Origin of the sequence: Streptomyces sparsogenes subsp. cuspidosporus (assembly GCF_039532705.1) — a bacterium.
Classification (GTDB): Bacteria; Actinomycetota; Actinomycetes; order Streptomycetales; family Streptomycetaceae; genus Streptomyces; species Streptomyces sparsogenes.
Window position 1 is genome coordinate 66,751 of the sequence record NZ_BAAASD010000025.1, and the last position, 16,386, is coordinate 83,136.

The 16,386-nt window shown below is 74.6% G+C and carries 12 protein-coding genes; 7 read left to right on the forward strand and 5 right to left on the reverse strand.

Features of this window, described 5'->3' with window-relative positions; genetic code table 11:
- Window positions 1–43: 43 nt before the first annotated feature.
- Both ABFY07_RS26075 and ABFY07_RS26080 read left to right on the forward strand, forming a co-directional pair.
- Window positions 44–904: a LysR family transcriptional regulator gene (locus ABFY07_RS26075; RefSeq protein WP_346176809.1), complete on the forward strand. Its 861-nt coding sequence runs from the start codon at window positions 44–46 to the stop codon at window positions 902–904.
- 124 nt (window positions 905–1,028) lie between these two features.
- The gene (locus tag ABFY07_RS26080) at window positions 1,029–2,252 is read left to right on the forward strand and encodes a low temperature requirement protein A (RefSeq protein ID WP_346176810.1); all 1,224 of its coding nucleotides are present in this window, start codon (window positions 1,029–1,031) and stop codon (window positions 2,250–2,252) included.
- A 227-nt stretch (window positions 2,253–2,479) separates the two neighbouring features.
- Here ABFY07_RS26080 and ABFY07_RS26085 read toward each other — a convergent pair whose 3' ends face one another.
- Entirely contained in the window at window positions 2,480–3,202 is a 723-nt protein-coding gene (locus ABFY07_RS26085) for an alpha/beta fold hydrolase (RefSeq protein ID WP_346176811.1), read from the reverse strand.
- 12 nt (window positions 3,203–3,214) lie between these two features.
- A complete protein-coding gene (locus ABFY07_RS26090) occupies window positions 3,215–4,189 on the reverse strand; it encodes an alpha/beta hydrolase (RefSeq protein WP_346176812.1) in 975 nt (324 codons plus the stop codon).
- 275 nt (window positions 4,190–4,464) lie between these two features.
- On the opposite strand from ABFY07_RS26090, the gene ABFY07_RS26095 reads away from it, so the two are divergent.
- From ABFY07_RS26095 to ABFY07_RS26110, 4 genes are read left to right on the forward strand one after another with little or no spacing between them, the layout of a single operon-like run.
- Window positions 4,465–6,345 (forward strand): amidohydrolase, encoded by a 1,881-nt coding sequence (locus ABFY07_RS26095; RefSeq protein WP_346176849.1) that lies wholly within the window; start codon window positions 4,465–4,467, stop codon window positions 6,343–6,345.
- A 55-nt stretch (window positions 6,346–6,400) separates the two neighbouring features.
- Window positions 6,401–7,063, forward strand: coding sequence for a hydrolase (locus ABFY07_RS26100; protein ID WP_346176813.1), 663 nt, complete (start codon window positions 6,401–6,403; stop codon window positions 7,061–7,063).
- 49 nt (window positions 7,064–7,112) lie between these two features.
- Window positions 7,113–7,637 carry a DoxX family protein gene (locus tag ABFY07_RS26105; RefSeq protein WP_346176814.1) on the forward strand — a complete coding sequence of 175 codons (525 nt, stop codon included), beginning with the start codon at window positions 7,113–7,115 and terminating at the stop codon, window positions 7,635–7,637.
- Window positions 7,618–8,355, forward strand: a complete 738-nt coding sequence (locus ABFY07_RS26110) for a YoaK family protein (protein WP_346176815.1) — start codon at window positions 7,618–7,620, stop codon at window positions 8,353–8,355. Before ABFY07_RS26105 ends, ABFY07_RS26110 begins: the two co-directional genes overlap by 20 nt.
- Window positions 8,356–8,380: 25 nt before the next feature.
- Here ABFY07_RS26110 and ABFY07_RS26115 read toward each other — a convergent pair whose 3' ends face one another.
- The 3 genes from ABFY07_RS26115 to ABFY07_RS26125 form a co-directional block, all read right to left on the reverse strand.
- Window positions 8,381–9,283: a helix-turn-helix domain-containing protein gene (locus ABFY07_RS26115; protein WP_346176816.1), complete on the reverse strand. Its 903-nt coding sequence runs from the start codon at window positions 9,281–9,283 to the stop codon at window positions 8,381–8,383.
- Between the two features lie 102 nt (window positions 9,284–9,385).
- On the reverse strand, window positions 9,386–11,026 hold the full coding sequence (locus ABFY07_RS26120) for an AfsR/SARP family transcriptional regulator (protein ID WP_346176817.1): 1,641 nt from the start codon (window positions 11,024–11,026) through the stop codon (window positions 9,386–9,388).
- Between the two features lie 95 nt (window positions 11,027–11,121).
- Entirely contained in the window at window positions 11,122–14,046 is a 2,925-nt protein-coding gene (locus ABFY07_RS26125; protein WP_346176818.1) for an AfsR/SARP family transcriptional regulator, read from the reverse strand.
- A 453-nt stretch (window positions 14,047–14,499) separates the two neighbouring features.
- On the opposite strand from ABFY07_RS26125, the gene ABFY07_RS26130 reads away from it, so the two are divergent.
- Window positions 14,500–16,371 (forward strand): glycoside hydrolase family 9 protein, encoded by a 1,872-nt coding sequence (locus tag ABFY07_RS26130; protein WP_346176850.1) that lies wholly within the window; start codon window positions 14,500–14,502, stop codon window positions 16,369–16,371.
- Window positions 16,372–16,386 lie beyond the last annotated feature (15 nt).

Consider the following 16,386-nt stretch of genomic DNA (forward strand, 5'->3'; position numbering starts at 1 on the left):
CGCGCACAGATGGCCCCAAGCGGCTCGTCCGTCGGGAGTGGGAATGGATCTGCGGCAGATGGAGGTCGTCGTCGCGGTCGCCGAGGAAGGCGGGTTCACGGCGGCCGCCCGGCGCCTGCACGTGGTGCAGTCGGCGGTGTCCGGCACGGTGCGGGCGCTGGAGAAGGAGATGGGGACCCGGCTGTTCGACCGCACCACGCACCGGGTGTCCCTGACCGCGGCCGGTGAGGCGTTCGTGCCCGCCGCCCGGGCCGCGCTGCGGGCGGTCGAGCAGGCACGGGCGGCGGTCGACGTGGCGCGGGGCGAGCTGCGGGGCCAGGTCACGGTGGGCACCATGCAGGGGGTCTGGGCCGGTCTGCACCGCGCCCTGGCCGGCCTGCGGGCGGAACACCCGCATGTGGCGATCCGGCTCCGGCAGGCGCCGGTGGCCGACATCCGGCAGGCGCTGCGCGAGGGGGCGGTGGACCTCGCCGTGGTGGCTCTCGACCGACAGCAGCAGCGCGGTCTGGTGACCCGGCTGCTGGCGCGCGAGGAGATGGTGCTGGCCGCCTCGCCCGCGCGCGCCTTCCCCCGGGACGACCAGGTCACCTTCGCCGAGGTCGCCCGGATGCCGTTCGTCGACTTCTCGCCCGGCTGGGCGATCCGCTCCGCGGTGGACCGGGCCTTCCGGGCCGCCCTGGTCGAGCGCGGCACCACCTTCGAGGTCAACGACATCGTCGCGGCGTCCGAGCTCGTCCGCCATGACCTCGGGGTGTGCGTCATGCCCGAGTCGATCGCCGCCCGCTTCCCCGACCTGGCCCTGCGCAGGTTCCTCCGCCATCCGCCGCGCTGGAACGTGATGGTGGTGCGGCCCCGGGGGGACACACCTCCGGCGGTCGCCGCGCTGCTGCGGCACCTGACCTGAGGCGGCCCGGCCGTTCACTCCTGGGCAACGCCCCGTGCGCTGCCGGACACGCCGCGGCGCCACGCGGCCCTACGATCGGCGCGCGGCCCCTTCGACAGCGGGCGCACGAGCGGGAGCCGAGGGGATGGACAAGCATGAGGAGACAGCGGATGTGGCCGTGGACGGACCCATGGTCTTCCTGAACGGCGGCGCCGCCCGGCGAGTGATGCGGGCCCGCGATCCGCGCGAGAAACACCGCGCCGCTACCTCCCTGGAACTCCTCTTCGACCTGTGCTTCGTGGTCGCCGTGAGCCAGGCGTCCCAGAGCCTGCACGAGGCGGTCACCAGCGGGCACTACATGGCCGGGGCCCTGGCCTACGCGATCGTGTTCTTCAGCGTGTGGTGGGCGTGGATGAACTTCACCTGGTTCGCCTCCGCCTACGACCCGGACGACACCCCGTACCGGCTCGCGGTGTTCGTCCAGATCACCGGGTCGCTGATCCTCGCCGCCGGGGTGCGGCGGGCCTTCGACGGGACCGACCTCACCGTCATCACGTGGGGGTACGTGGTGATGCGCACCGCGCTGGCCGCGCTGTGGCTGCGCGCCGCACGGGCCGACCCCGACCGGCGCCGGACCACGCTGCGCTTCGCCCTCGGGGTGGTGGCCTGCCAGATCGGCTGGGTGGCCCTGCTGTTCCTGCCGGACGGGATGCGCCTGCCGGGCATCGCCGTGCTGGTGGTGGCCGAGATCGCCGTCCCGGTGTGGGCGCAGTCCGCCGGGATGACCCCCTGGCACCCGCGCCACATCGCCGAGCGCTACGAGCTGTTCACGCTGATCGTGCTCGGCGAGTCCGTCGCCTCGGCCACGGGCGCGGTGCGCACCGCCTTCGACGAGCACCGGGGCACCGGGCAGCTGGGCGCGGTGGCGGCGGGCGGGCTGCTCATGGTCTTCGCCATGTGGTGGCTGTACTTCGCCCGGCCCGCGCACACTCTGCTGGCCACCACCCACCGGGCCGCCGGCCGGCGGTTCCTGTGGGCCTACGGCCACTATCTGATCTTCGCTTCGGCGGCCGCCGTCGGCGCCGGCCTGGCGGTGAACGCGGACCGGGTCAGCCACCGCGCCGAGGTGCCGGCGGCGGCCGCGGGCGCCCTGGTGGCCGTACCGGCGGCGGTCTTCCTGGTCGCCGTGTGGGCGCTGCACCTGCGCCCCCACCACCGGCGCCCCGCCGAGTCGGCGCCCTTCCTGCTCGCCGCCGCCCTGATCCTCCTGACGGTGTTCTCCCCGGCGCCCGCCCTGGCCACGGGGGCGGTCCTGGCGGCCCTGGCCGTGGTCGTCACGGTCCAGGGCGGCCGGACCGGGGCGGACTGACGGCAGGGGCCGCCGTCACCGCGCCTCAGCCGGCTCCGGCCACCCGCCGCCGGCTCGGCGGCACGATGGCGTCGGCCCCAGCCGGCGGCCGCCCGCGCCGACCCGGCGCGTACCCGGTCCGGGGCGCCGCGGGCCAGGCCGGCCGGACTGGCCGGATCGGCCGGCGGCGGGTCGAGGGCCGTGGCGATCAGCCCGGCCGCCGCCACGGCCCCGGGGCGGGCGCGGCGTCAGCCGGCCGCGCGGACGGCCTGGAGGATCACGTCGGCGACGGCCTTCGGCTGCGACACCGCGACGGCGTGCGAGGCCCCCTGGACCTCGACGACCGACGCCCCGGCCCGCTTCGCGGCGAAGCGCTGCACCTCGGGGTTGATGGCGTGGTCCGCGTCGGCCACCACCGCCCAGGAGGGCTTGGTCTTCCAGGAGGCGACCTGGGCCGGCTCGTCGAACGCCGCGGCGGCGAGCGGCCGCTGGGCCACCGCCAGCACCTTGGTGACCTCCTCGGGCACATCGGCGGCGAACACCGACGGGAAGGCCTCGGTGGCGATGGTGAGCTCCACCGCGGGCTCGGCGCCGTCGACGGGGTAGGTCGCGGGGCGCAGGTTGTCCGCCAGCGGCGGCGCGGGGAAGCGGCCCTGCAGCTCGCCGAGGCTCTCCCCCTCCTCCAGGACGTACGCCGCGACGAACACCAGCCCGGCCACGTTCTCGGTGGCGCCCGCGACGGTGATGATCGCACCGCCGTAGGAGTGGCCGACGAGGATCACGGGGCCGTCGATCCGGGCGGCGACGGAGGAGATGTAGGCGGCGTCGGACGCCAGCCCCCGCAGCGGGTTGGGCGGCGCCACCACGGACACGCCCTCGCTCTGGAGCTCGCGGATGACACCGGACCAGCTGGCCGCGTCGGCGAACGCGCCGTGGACCAGGACAACCGTCGGAGCAGTGCGCTCGGTCATGCTCGGATCCCCCTATCGGCCGGTGTGGAGGGCGGTGGCCAGCGTGTCGGACGCCAGCTTGATGGCGGCCTGGGCGGCGTACGTGCCGCGCAGCGCGTTGAGCATGACGAAGTCGTGGATGATGCCCTGGAAACGCACGGCGGTGACCGGGACACCGGCCTCGCGGAGCTTGTTCGCGTAGGCCTCGCCCTCGTCCCGCAGGACATCCGCCTCACCTGTGATGACCAGCGCCGGAGGCAGGCCGGTCAGCTGCTCGGTGGTGGCGCGCAGCGGGGAGGCGGTGATCTCCGCGCGCTCGGCCTCGTCGGTCGTGTACTGGTCCCAGAACCACTGCATGCCGTCCCGGCGCAGGAAGTACCCGGTGGCGAACTGCTGGTACGAACCGGTGTCGAAGTTGGCGTCGGTGACCGGGTAGAACAGCACCTGCTGGACCAGCGGCACATCGCCGCGCTCCTTGGCCATCAGGGTCAGGGCCGCGGTCATGTTGCCGCCGACGGAGTCCCCGGCCACGGCCAGGCGGCTGCCGTCCAGACCCTTGGCCGCGCCCTCCCGCACCACCCACTGGGCGACCGCGTAGTTCTGCTCGATGGCCACCGGGTAGCGGGCCTCTGGAGACAGGTCGTACTCGGGGAACACCACGGCCGCGTTCGCGCCGACGGCCAGTTCGCGCACCAGGCGGTCATGGGTGTGGGCGTTGCCGAACACCCAGCCCGCGCCGTGGATGTAGAGGATCACCGGCAGCGTTCCGGTGCTGCCGGCGGGCTTGACGACACGGGCCCGGACACTGCCCGTGGGGCCGCCGGCCACCGTGATCCACTCCTCGTCCACCTCCGGCTTGTCGATCTCGCCGGACTGCACCTCGTCGACCGCCTTGCGGCCCTCCGCGGGCAGCAGGTCGAACAGGTAGGGCGGGTTGGCGGTGGCTTCGGCGAAGGCGGCTGCGGCCGGCTCCAGCACGGGCCGGACCGGCACGATGGCATCGGACATCTGGCTCTCCCGAGTGACGCGGAGTTGTGAAAGGGAATTCCGGGAATGATCGCGAAATCTCCCGGCTGCGGTCACCTTAGGGCCGGTCCATGGACACCCCTTGTCCGTCAGCGTACCGGCCGTGTTCCGTCAGCGCATGACGGGAAAGCCCCCACAACCCGAGTGCACTGCCGGACCGGAACCAGTGCACTGCCGGGCAACGCGGGCACGCCGGCGGCCCCTAGTGTCCTCGACGCAATCCGACATTGTCATGGGAGTCTGCCGAGGTGCCTACGATGCCGGTCGGCGGGTTGGAACCCCGCGCCGCCGACGACGATGCCGCGGACGTGATCGTCCGCAACGCCAAGATCTACACCGGGGACAGCGGTCGCCCACACGCCGGAGCCCTCGCCATCCGCGACGGCCTGGTCACGGTCGTGGGGGACGACGCCGAGGTCGCGCCCCTCGTCGGGCGGGCCACCACCGTGGTCGACGCGCTCGGCCGACGGGTGATCCCGGGCCTGAACGACGCCCACCTCCATGTGATCCGAGGAGGCCTCAACTATGTCCTGGAACTGCGCTGGGACGGTGTGCCCACGCTGCGTCAGGCCCTGGCGATGCTGCGGGAGCAGGCCGCCCGCACCCCGAAGGGGCAGTGGGTGCGGGTGGTGGGAGGGTGGTCGGCCGAGCAGTTCGCCGAACGGCGCCTGCCCACCCCCGCCGAACTCAACGCCGCCGCACCGGACACCCCGGTGTTCGTTCTGCACCTGTACCAGTCGGCGATCCTGAACCGGGCGGCGCTCCGGGCCGTCGGCTACACCAAGGACACCCCCGACCCCTGGGGCGGCCAGATCGTACGGGCCAGGAACGGCGAGCCCAACGGCATGCTGATCGCCGCGCCCAGCGCCCTGATCCTCTACTCCACGCTCGCCAGGGCGCCGATGCTGGACGGCGAGCACAGGAAGACCTCCACCCAGCACTTCCTGCGCGAACTCAACCGGTTCGGTCTCACCTCCGCGATCGACGCCGCCGGAGGCTTCCAGAACTTCCCCGACAACTACGGCACGGTGACCGAACTGGCCCGCGAGGGCCGGCTGTCGCTGCGCATCGCCTACCACCTGTTCCCGCAGACCGCCGGGCAGGAGCTCGACGACCTCTCCCGCTGGGTCGAGATGGTCCGCCCCGAGGACGGGGACGAGTGGCTGCGGCTCAACGGCGCCGGGGAGAACCTCACCTGGGCCGCCGCCGACTTCGAGAACTTCGCCGAGCCGCGCCCCCACCTGGGCGACTACGAGCCCGCGTTCGAGCAGGCGGTGCGGCTGCTGATGGAGCACGGCTGGGGCTTCCGGCTGCACGCCACCTACGACGAGACCATCAGACGCGATCTGGCGGTCTTCGAGAAGCTCGCCGCCGAAGGGCTCTTCCCGGGCGGCAACAGATGGCTGTTCGACCACGCGGAGACCGTGTCCCCGGACAGCCTGGACCGGGTCGCGGCCCTCGGCGGCGCGATGTCCGTGCAGAACCGGATGTCGTTCCAGGGCGAGGTGTTCACCCGCCGGTACGGCGTCGGCCCCGCGGCGGACGCCCCGCCGGTGCGGGCCATGCTGGAGCGCGGACTGACCGTCGGCGCCGGCACCGACGCCACCCGGGTGTCCTCCTACAACCCCTGGGTGGCGCTGCACTGGCTGGTCTCCGGCCGGACGCTCGGCGGGCTGACCATGCGGCCGCCGCGCAACCGGGTCGACCGGGAGACCGCGCTCGCCATGTACACCCGGGCCGGCGCCGCGCTGACCGGCGAGGAGCACATCAAGGGCATCCTGCGGCCGGGCTTCTTCGGCGACCTGGCGCTGCTGTCCGACGACTACTTCGCCGTGCCGGAGCGGGACATCCCGCACATCGAGTCGCTGCTGACCGTCGTCGGCGGCCGGATCGTCCACGCGGTGGCGGAGTACGAGGGCATGGCGGACGAGATCCCCGCCGTCAGCCCCGAGTGGAGCCCGGTCGCGCACTTCGGCGGCTATCAGGCCACCGGCGGCCCGGTCGGCTCCGGCGCCCGCCAGGCGGAGCTGCTGGGCGAGGCCGCCGCCGAGTCGGAGGACCACTGGCAGTGGCGGGTCCGGCGCGGTCTGGCGGCGGAGGCGCGCCCCGAGTCGTACGACCCCTGTTTCGTCCTCTGACACACCCCCGACCCCCGTCCACCACACCAACAACACGAAGGATCGAAGGAAAACCATGGTCGACATCAACAAGGTCAGCGCCGTACCGAGCCCCGACCTGCTCACCCCGGACAACGCCGTGGTGCTGTTCGTGGACCACCAGCCGCAGATGTTCTTCGGCACCGGCAGCGGCGACCGCAACTCGATCATCAACGCCACCGTCGGCCTGGCCAAGGCGGCCAAGGTCTTCGACGTGCCGGCGGTGCTCACCACCGTCGCCGCCGAGTCGTTCTCCGGCCCGATCCTGCCGCAGCTCGCGGAGGTCTTCCCCGACGCCGAGATCATCGACCGCACCTCGATGAACGCCTGGGAGGACCCGGCGCTCGTCGAGGCCGTGAAGGCCACCGGCCGCACCAAGGTGGTCATCGCCGGGCTGTGGACCGAGGTCTGTCTCGTCCTGCCCGTGCTGTCCATGCTCGCCCAGGGCTACGAGGTGTACGTCGTCTCCGACGCCTCGGGCGGTGTCACCCCGCAGGCCCACGAGCACGCGCTCCAGCGGATGATCCAGGGCGGCGCGGTGCCGGTGACCTGGGTGCAGGTGCTGCTGGAGCTGCAGCGCGACTGGGCCAGAACGGAGACCTACGGCCCGGTCACGGAGGTCGTGAAGGAGCACGCCGGCGCCTACGGCCTCGGTGTCTTCTACGCGCAGTCCATGATCAACCCGCACGCCGCCGGCTGATCCCCACTCCCTGACAGCGGAACGAGACCAGGAACGGGAACGAAACACGATGGACACCGGACTGCTGATCCTCCGGGTGGTGGTGGGCCTGCTCATCGCCGGCCACGGAGTGCAGAAGGTCAGCTTCCGCCTCGGCGGCAACGGTCTGGCAGGGGGAATCGAGGAGTTCCGGCACGACGGGTTCCGCGGCGGGGCCCTCACGGCGCTCGCCGCGGGCGCCGGCCAGATCGGTTCGGGCCTGTTCCTGGCGCTCGGGGCGCTCACCCCGATGGCGGCCATGGTCGCCATCGGGGTGATGACCGTCGCCTTCACCGTCAAGTGGCCCCACGGACTGTGGGTCCAGCACGACGGCTACGAATACCCCCTGGTGCTGGTCGTCGTGTGCGCGGCGCTGTCGTTCACCGGCTCCGGCCGGTGGTCCGTCGACCACGCGGTGGGCCTGACCCACTGGCCCGGGTGGCTGTCGGGGGCGGCGGCCGTCCTCGGGGTGGCCAGCGGCCTGCTGGCCCGACTGCTCCTGCACCGCCCCGCCACCGATGAAAGGACGCCCGCCGATGCGCGCACTGCTGAGTGACGCGGCCCGCACCCTGGTGCCGCCCCGCGGGGACCGGCATGGCCCGCTGCCTCCGCTGATGCTGGTCCTCACGCTGGTCACCGGCGTGGTCGACGCGGTGAGCTACCTGGGTCTCGGGCATGTCTTCGTCGCCAACATGACCGGCAACGTGGTCTTCCTCGGCTTCGCGCTGGCGGGCGCCCAGGGGCTGTCCGCCCTGGCCTCCGTGGTCTCCCTGGGGGTGTTCCTGACCGGCGCGCTCGCCGGAGGCCGGCTCGGCGTCCGGCTGGCGGCCCATCGGGGCCGGCTGCTGGCGGTCTCCGCCACCGTCCAGACCGCCCTGCTCGGCGCGGCCGCCGTCACCGCGGCGGTCGCCGGCGGGCGGGTCACCACCGCGGTCGAGTACACCCTGATCGTGCTGCTGGGCCTGGCCATGGGCCTGCAGAACGCCGTGGCCCGCCGCCTCGGCGTTCCCGACCTGACCACCACCGTCCTCACCCTCACCCTGACCGGGCTCGCCGCCGACTCCGGTCCGGCCGGGGGCCGGGCGCCACGGCCCGGCCGGCGCGTCCTGTCCGTGCTGGTGATGTTCCTCGGCGCGCTCATCGGCGCCCAGCTGGTCCTGCACGCGCACCTGGTCGCGGCCCTCGGCCTGGCCGCGCTGCTGCTCCTGGTCACCGCGGCGGCCACCTACCGCCTCTCGGCCGCCGACGCCCCCTGGGCCCCGCCGACGACATGAGCCCCCGGCGAGAGGGGCGCGGTGGTCAGCCGGCCGCGCCCTGCCATTCGCTGGGGGACATCCCGTACGTGGCCCGGAACACCCGGCTGAAGTGAGTCGGGCTGGTGAACCCCCAGCGGCGGGCCACCGCCGCGATGGTCCGACGCCCCTTGGCCCGTACCAGTTCGCGCTGGCACTCCTCCAGCCGGCGGTGCCGGATCCAGCGCCCGACCGTGGTGTCCTCGTCCCGGAAGAGCTTGTGCAGATAGCGCACCGAGATGTGGTGGGCGCGGGCGATGGACTCCGGCGAGAGGTCGGGGTCGGCGAGGTGCCGTTCGATGAACTTCTGGATCCGCAGCAGCAGGGCCCGCCGGGCGTCCGCGATGTCGCCGGGGGGCGGGGCCAGTTGCTCCATGACGAGCGTGGCCAGCAGATCCACCGCGTTGCGCGCGATCGCCTCGCCGACCGCGGGGTCGGCGGTCGCCACCATCTCGGCCAGTTCGGACAGGAACGGCGACACCAGGGAGCCGAGCCGCGATCCGGCGCGCACGGGGACCGCCGTGAGCCGGCGCAGCCCGCTGTCCCCGACGCCGAGCAGCGTCCGCGACAGCAGGAAGACCTTCAGCCGGGAGCCAGGGGGGAGGTCCAGCCGATGGGTGAGCCCGGTGTCGTAGAAGAGGATGTCCCCGGGCCGCAGCGGCGTCCCCGGCCCGCCGGGCCCGGGGGAGACCCCGCCGCCGTCCCGCACCCCCACGAACAGGAACTCGCCGGCCTCCCGCGCCACCAGGCGGGGGCCGGGCCCCGGCCCGCCCTCGCCGAGGGACATCAGCGGCGCGGCCTCCCGGATGACGATGTCGAGACCGGCGGCCATCCGGAATCGCGCGCCCGGGGACCCGGCGACGGGTCTCGGGGGTCCCACCCGCCGGTCCATGGTGCTGCCGGCCCTCACATACGCCTCCATCGGCCCGCGACGACTTTCGCGGCCGACCGTACAAGCGCGAGTGGTACAAAAAAGTGTCACTTGAGTGACCGTCGGAACGCCGCTCCGCGCTCAGCTCCGGGAGGCGACGGCGTCCGGCCGGTCGCGGGTGTCGCGCGCCTCGGCGGCCAGGGCGGACAGCCGGAAGCCGGGATGCGCGGCCAGGCGGGCGGCGACGCGGGACAGGGCGAGCGGCAGTCCGGAGTACAGCTCGACCAGTTCGTCCACCGCCCCGGGCTCGGCCGCGACCCGGTCGGCCCCGAGCCGGACGGCGAGCAGCTCGCGCCCCTCCCGGGCGTCGAGCCGGCCGAGGTTCAGCGGGCGCGCGCCCTGGGCGGCGACCAGGCCGGTCAGCGGGCCGCGGCTGGTGACGATCGCCAGGCAGCCGGGCGCCCCGGGCAGCAGCGGGCGCACCTGCCGGGCGTCCAGGGCGTCGTCCAGCAGGACGAGGAACCGCCGCCCGGCCAGCAGACTCCGGTACAGGGCGGCTTGTGCCGCCGTGCCGCACGGCACCCGCTGCCGCGGCACCCCGAGCGCGCACAGGAAGCCGCGGACGGCCTCGGCCGGGTCGAGCGCCGTGCCCGCGGGGGCGGACCCGCGCAGGTCGACGTACAGCTGGCCGTCCGGGAAGCGGTCGGCCACCTGGTGCGCCCAGCGCACCGCCAGCGTGGTCTTGCCGACCCCGGCCACGCCGCCGATCGCGGTGATCACCGCCTCGTCGAGCGGCCCGCCCGCGTCCGGCAGCAGGGCCGACAGCCTCGCCAGCTCGTCCCGTCGGCCGGAGAAGGCCGGCAGGTCCTGCGGCAACTGGGCGGGCCGCGGCTCGATGTACCCGGCCCCCGGGTGGGGGACCGCCGGGTGATGGCGGGCCTCCGCCGCCCGGGCGGGTGCGGCCCCGGGGCCCGTGCCCGGCCCGGGGCGCGTCGCCGGGGCGGGGCGCGTCGCCGCGGCGGGCTCGCGCAGCACCGCCGCGTGGGCGGCGGTCAGCTCCCGTCCCGGGGCCAGGCCGAGCTCCTCCGCGAGCCGGGCGCGGGCGGCGCCGTAGGTCTCCAGCGCCTCGGCCCGCTGGCCGGCGGCCGCGAGGGCGAGCACCAGCCTGGCCAGCAGGGGCTCGTCCAGCGGGCCGGCCGGCGCGGCCTTGCGCAGCTCGTCCAGGACCGGCGCCGTCACCCCCGTACGCAGCGCCGCGTCCGCCAACTCCGTCACGGCAGCCAGGCGTTCCCGGTCGAGGGCGTCGAGGGAGGCGCGTGCGCGTATCTCGGCGGATACGCAGGACCCGGCCGGCCCCTTCCAGAGCGCGAGCGCCTCGGTGAGCCGTTCCACGGCCTGCCCGGGAGACCGGTCGGCGGCCTCCCGGGCCCGCTCGCGCAGCCGGCGGAAGCGGATGAGGTCGAGGGAGTCGGCGTCGACGGCGAGCCGGTAGCCCGCCGGGTCGCGCAGCAGCCAGTGGCCGGGCGCCCGTACCGGCAGCCCGGGCTCCAGGGTGCGGCGCAGGATTCCGATGTGCCGGCGCACGGCGTTGACGGCGCTGTCCGGCGGGTCCTCGCCCCACAGGACGTCGACGATCCGGCTCACACCGACCGGGCGCCCCGCCCGCGCGAGCAGCAGGCCGAGGAGCACCCGCTGCTGGGGCCGCCCCAGGGCCAGCTCCCTCCCCGCCCGCCAGACCCGGATGGGCCCCAGGACCGAGAACCGTACGGACTCCCGCGCCAACCCCGGCTCCTCACCTGCCGTCAGTAGCTGTAAAGGGCAATGAATAGTACAGGGTGAGGCGCGAAACGGACCCCGGTCCAGCGGTCACGCGCCGGTCAGTCCCGGGGCGCCCGGCCCGAGGCCGTGAGGCGCTCGCCCACCTTGCGGGCGTCGGGGTGGCCGAGCCCGGTGAGCAGCGCCAGGGCCTGCCGCCAGGCGTCCTCCGCGGACTCGGCGTCGCCCAGCGCGCTGTGGACGTCCCCGAGATCGGTCAGCGTCTGGGCCTCCATGTAGGGGGCGCCCAGCTCCCGGTACACGGTGAGCGCGTCGCGGTAGGCGGAGACGGCGCCCGGATGCCGGCCGGCCTGCTGGTGGAGGTAGCCGACGGTGTGCCGGGCCGCCGCCTCGCCGTAGCGGTCGCCGTGCTCCCGCAGCACCGGCAGCGCCGCGCGGCAGTGGCTCAGGGCGACGTCGAACTCGCCGAGCAGCGCGTGGTACCAGCCGACCGAGGCCAGGACGCTCGCCCAGGCGGGCCGGTCGTCGGCCGCCCGCAGCAGCTCCAGGGCCTCCTGGTTGTGGCGCAGGGCCGCGCGCAGGTCGCCCTGCTGATCGGCGGTCCAGCCCAGGCTGCGGTGGGTGTTGCCGCGGCCGATGTCGTCGCCGAGCTCGGTGAAGAGGCGCAGGGCGCGCTCCAGGTGCGCCCGGGCCTCGTCATGACGGCCGAGCCGCCCTTCGACGCGGGCGAGCGCCCGCAGGGCGCGGGCCTCCATGCCGGGCTCGGCCGTGCGCAGGGCGCAGCGCAGGGCGGTGCGCTGCGCGGCGGCCCAGTCGTGCCAGTGCCCCCGGCGGTCGAAGAAGGCCTCCAGGGCCCAGGCCAGCCGGCAGGCGTGGCTGTCGAACCCGTTCCGTGCCGCGTCGTCCACGGCCAGCAGCAGCGCCGGGTACTCGGCGGCGAGCCAGGCGAGCGCCCGCTCCCGGTCGGGGAAGGACTCCAGGACCGCTCCGGGCCGCGGCGGGGTGGGCGGGATCGGGTCCAGGTGCGGGGCGAGCAGCAGGTCCGCCGCGTGGGCGGCGTGCACGTAGTGGTCCAGCAGCCGGTGGACGGCCGCCCGGCGCTCCCGCTCCGGCTCGTCGGTCCGGGCCAGCTCCTGGGAGTAGGCGCGCAGCAGGTCGTGCAGGACGTACCGGCCCGGGGCGTGCTCGCTGATCAGCTGCACCCGGGCGAGCTCCGCCAGCAGCGGCCGGGCCTCCCGCGCCGGAAGGCCGGCCAGGCTGGCCGCGGCCTCGGCGGAGACATCCGGCCCGGCCTGCAGGCCGAGCAGCCGGAACAGCCGGGCGGCGGCGGGCGGGACGGCGCGGTACGACCAGGAGAAGACGGCGGCGACGTCGGTGGACACCTCGCCGCCCGTGAACACGTCGAGGCCGCCCCGGGACTCCCGCAGCTCCTCGGCGACGACGGACAGCGGTACGTCGGGCCGAAGGGCCGCGCGGGCGGCGACACAGGCCAGGGCCAGCGGCAGCCCGGCGCACCGCTCGGCGATCTCCGCCACGGCCCCCGGGGCGCTCGCCACCCGGTCGTCCCCCAGCCGGCGGGCGAGGAACTCCCGGGCGTCATCCACGTCGAGCGGCCGCAGGCTCAGCGCGTGGGCACCGTACGCGGCCAGCAGCCCCTGCAGTTGGTTGCGGCTGGTGACGATGGTGAGGCAGTCGCGCGAGCCGGGCAGCAGCGGCCGCACCTGGTCGGTGCTGAGGGCGTTGTCCAGCAGCACCAGGACCCGGCGGCCCGCCAGCAGGCTGCGGTAGAGCGCGGCCTGGTCGTCCACGCCGTTCGGGATGTGCTGCGGCGGTACGCCCAGGGCGACGAGGAAGCCCCGCACGGCCTCCCCGGGGCTCATGGCGGGGCCGGTCGGGTCGAAGCCGCGCAGGTTGACGTAGAGCTGCCCGTCGGGGAAGCGGTCGCGCACCCGGTGCGCCCAGTGCACAGCCAGCGTGGTCTTGCCGATCCCGGCCATCCCGCCGATGGCGCTGATCAGCACCGTGGAGGCGGTGCGCGCCTCGCCCGGCAGCCGGGCGAGCACCTCCGCCAGCTCGGCCCGGCGGCCGGTGAAGACCGGCAGGTCGGGAGGGAGCTGCGCGGGGCTGGGCGCGGCGAAGCCGGCGGAGCCGGGCGGGCCGTCGTGGGCGGCGCGGCCCGCCCCGCCGCCGCCCGGGCCGCCCGCCGGGACGCCGGCCTGGTTCGCGGCCCGGGCCGTCGTCGGCGGCGCCGTCCCGGCCGCCGCCGTCCTGGCCGCCAGCAGCTCCGCCCCGGGGGAGATGCCCAGTTCGTCGGCGAGGCGGGCGCGCGCCCCTTCGTACACCTCCAGGGCCTCGGACCGGTGCCCGGTGGCCGCCAGGACGAGCACCAGCCGGGACAGCAGCGGCTCGTCCAGCGGGCTCCCGGCGGCGGCGGCCCGCAGCCCCGGCAGGACCGGCTCGGCCAGTCCGGCGCTCAGGGCCAGGTCGGCCGACTCCTTGACCGCGGCCAGGTGCTCCCGGTCCAGCGAGGCGAACGCGGGGCGGTCCCGCACCGCGGGGGCGATCCCGGCGGCGGCCGGCCCCTGCCACAGCGCCAGCGCCTCGAGGATCAGCGTCACGGCCCGCCCGGCCGCCCCCTCCTCCGCGGCCTGCCGGGCCGCGTCCCGCAGGCCGCGGAAGCGCAGCAGGTCCAGGGAGTCGGCGTCGACCTCCAGGCGGTAGCCACCGGCGCCGCGCAGCAGCCAGCGGCCCGCCGCCCGGGTGGGCAGCCCCGGCTCCAGCAGGCGCCGCACCGCGCCCACGTGCCGGTGGATGACGTTGGCGGCGCTCTCCGGGGGGTCCTGGCTCCACAGGCCGTCGATGAGGCCCTCCATGGAGACCGTCCGGCCGGCCCCCGCCAGCAGGAGGGCCAGCAGCGCTCTGCGCTGAGGACGCCCCAGGTCGAGCTCGGTCTCCCCGCGCCAGGCCCGCAACGGCCCCAGCAGCGCGAACCGCACCGGATCCTGCGCCACCTCACCCTCCGACACCAGATCGTCACCACGTTCGCGATCACTCTAGGGGGTGCCTTGTGGGTCAGGCTGGATCAGCGAGCGGCGTCAGGGGGCACCGCCCAGCGGTAGCTGGGGGAGCGTCCAGCCGCAAGGCGGAGGAGGAGAGCGCAGCGGCGCTGCGTGCGACGACGACAACGCCGCCGTTGGCACCTCCCAGCGGTAGCTGGGGGCGGGCGTGCCAGGCGTCGGGAGCCCAGCATGACCCACAAGGCACCCCTAGGTCGCCGGACAACCGCGCGCCAACCCGTGGCGCCCCCATGCCGCAGAGCCCGTACTACCTCAATTGAAGGAGCCGGAGGTCGAACACCTGGTGTATCCGGATTTCCACTAAGCGTACGAAGCCGCAGGTAGGGTCGTCTTCCTAGCCTCGGGGGAATGGACAAGCGAGTACGCCCCGCCCCCGACCGGACCAGCCGTCGCCGCCAGCGCATGGTGGGCGCCGCGGTCGCCGCAGGCCTGGCCCTGGGCGCCCTGACCGTGCCCGCGGCAGGGGCCGTGGAACGCCTCGCGCCGAGCGGCGCCAAGCCGGCCGGCCCCACCCTCGACACGGGCTCCCCGGTCCGGGTGAACCAGGTCGGCTACCTGACCCACGGCCCCAAGAAGGGCACCGTCGTCACCACCGCCACCAAGCCCCTGACCTGGACGCTCCGCACCGCCCACGGCATCAAGGAAGCCAGCGGGACCACCACCCCCGCGGGTATCGACCCCAGCTCCGGGCAGAACGTCCAGACCTTCGACTTCAGCAAGGTCACCCAGAAGGGCAAGGGGTACACCGTCATCGTCGACGGGAAGGAGAGCGAGCCGTTCACCATCGGTGACGACATCTACAGCTCGCTGCGCCGCGATTCCCTGGCGTACTTCTACCAGAACCGCAGCGGCATCAAGATCGACGCCGACATCGTCGGCGGCAAGTACGCGCGCCCCGCGGGCCACGACAAGGCGGCCGCCCACGGGGGCGACACCGACGTGCCGTGCCGGCCGGGGGTGTGCGACTACCGCCGGAACGTCTCCGGTGGCTGGTACGACGCCGGCGACCAGGGCAAGTACGTCGTCAACGGCGGCATTTCGGTGGCCCAGCTGATGTCCGCCTTCGAACGCACCCGCACCACCAAGGGCGCCGACGCGAAGCCGCTGGGCGACGGCCGGCTCCGGGTGCCCGAGCACGGCAACGGTGTCCCGGACATCCTCGACGAGGCCCGCTGGGAGATGGACTTCCTGATGCGGATGCAGGTGCCCCAGGGCAAGCCGCTCGCCGGCATGGCCTTCCACAAGGTGCACGACGACCAGTGGACCGGCTTCCCGACCCGGCCGGACCAGGACAAGCAGCAGCGCTCGCTGCACGCGCCGTCCACCGCCGCCACCCTCAACCTGGCGGCCACCGCCGCCCAGAGCGCCCGCCTCTTCAAGCCCTACGACCCGAAGTTCGCCGCCCGGAGCCTGCACGTGGCCGAGACCGCCTGGGCCGCGGCCAAGGCGCACCCGGACGTGATCGCCAGTGACCAGGACTCCACGGGCGGCGGCGCGTACGGCGACAGCGACGTCAGCGACGAGTTCTACTGGGCCGCGGCCGAGCTGTTCATCACCACCGGGGACAACACCTACCGCCAGGCGGTTCTCCAGTCGCCGCTGCACGGCGACGTCGACGCGCTCTTCCCGCGCGGCGGCGCCCTGTCCTGGTCCCAGGTCGCGGGCCTCGGGGCGCTCGACCTGGCCACCGTGCCCAACAAGCTCACCGACAAGCAGCGCGACGCCGTGCGCAGGACGGTGATCCGGGCCGCCGACCGCTACGCCGCGGACTCCGCCAAGTCGGCCTACGGCGTGCCGTACGCGCCGAAGGGCGGCGCCTACGAGTGGGGTTCCAACAGCCAGGTGCTGAACAACATGGTCGTCCTCGCCACCGCCCACGACCTGACCGGGAAGACCCGCTACCGTGACGCGGTGCTGCGCGGCATGGACTACCTGCTGGGCGCCAACCCCCTCAACCAGTCCTACGTCACCGGCTACGGCGAGCGGAACTCGCACCACCAGCACCACCGCTTCTGGGCCCACCAGATCGACCCCAAGCTGCCGAACCCGGCGCCCGGCTCGCTGGCCGGCGGCCCGAACTCCGGGCTGCAGGACCCGGTGGCCCAGAAGAAGCTGAAGGGCTGCGCCCCGGCGATGTGCTACACCGACGACATCATGTCGTTCTCCACCAACGAGATCACCATCAACTGGAACGCCCCGCTGGCCTGGATCTCCTCGTACGCCGACGACCTCGGCCACACCGCGGCGGGCGGGGCGGGGGCGACCCGGAGCTGAGCCGCCCCCGCCGGG

Bases quoted from the DNA above. Each gene is read 5' to 3' on its own strand.
- ABFY07_RS26095 (WP_346176849.1), top strand. From the start codon at position 4,465: ATGCCGGTCGGCGGGTTGGAACCCCGCGCCGCCGACGACGATGCCGCG.
- ABFY07_RS26100 (WP_346176813.1), top strand. From the start codon at position 6,401: ATGGTCGACATCAACAAGGTCAGCGCCGTACCGAGCCCCGACCTGCTC.
- ABFY07_RS26075 (WP_346176809.1), top strand. From the start codon at position 44: ATGGATCTGCGGCAGATGGAGGTCGTCGTCGCGGTCGCCGAGGAAGGC.
- ABFY07_RS26085 (WP_346176811.1), bottom strand. From the start codon at position 3,202: ATGACCGAGCGCACTGCTCCGACGGTTGTCCTGGTCCACGGCGCGTTC.
- ABFY07_RS26105 (WP_346176814.1), top strand. From the start codon at position 7,113: ATGGACACCGGACTGCTGATCCTCCGGGTGGTGGTGGGCCTGCTCATC.
- ABFY07_RS26110 (WP_346176815.1), top strand. From the start codon at position 7,618: ATGCGCGCACTGCTGAGTGACGCGGCCCGCACCCTGGTGCCGCCCCGC.
- ABFY07_RS26080 (WP_346176810.1), top strand. From the start codon at position 1,029: ATGGACAAGCATGAGGAGACAGCGGATGTGGCCGTGGACGGACCCATG.
- ABFY07_RS26090 (WP_346176812.1), bottom strand. From the start codon at position 4,189: ATGTCCGATGCCATCGTGCCGGTCCGGCCCGTGCTGGAGCCGGCCGCA.
- ABFY07_RS26130 (WP_346176850.1), top strand. From the start codon at position 14,500: ATGGTGGGCGCCGCGGTCGCCGCAGGCCTGGCCCTGGGCGCCCTGACC.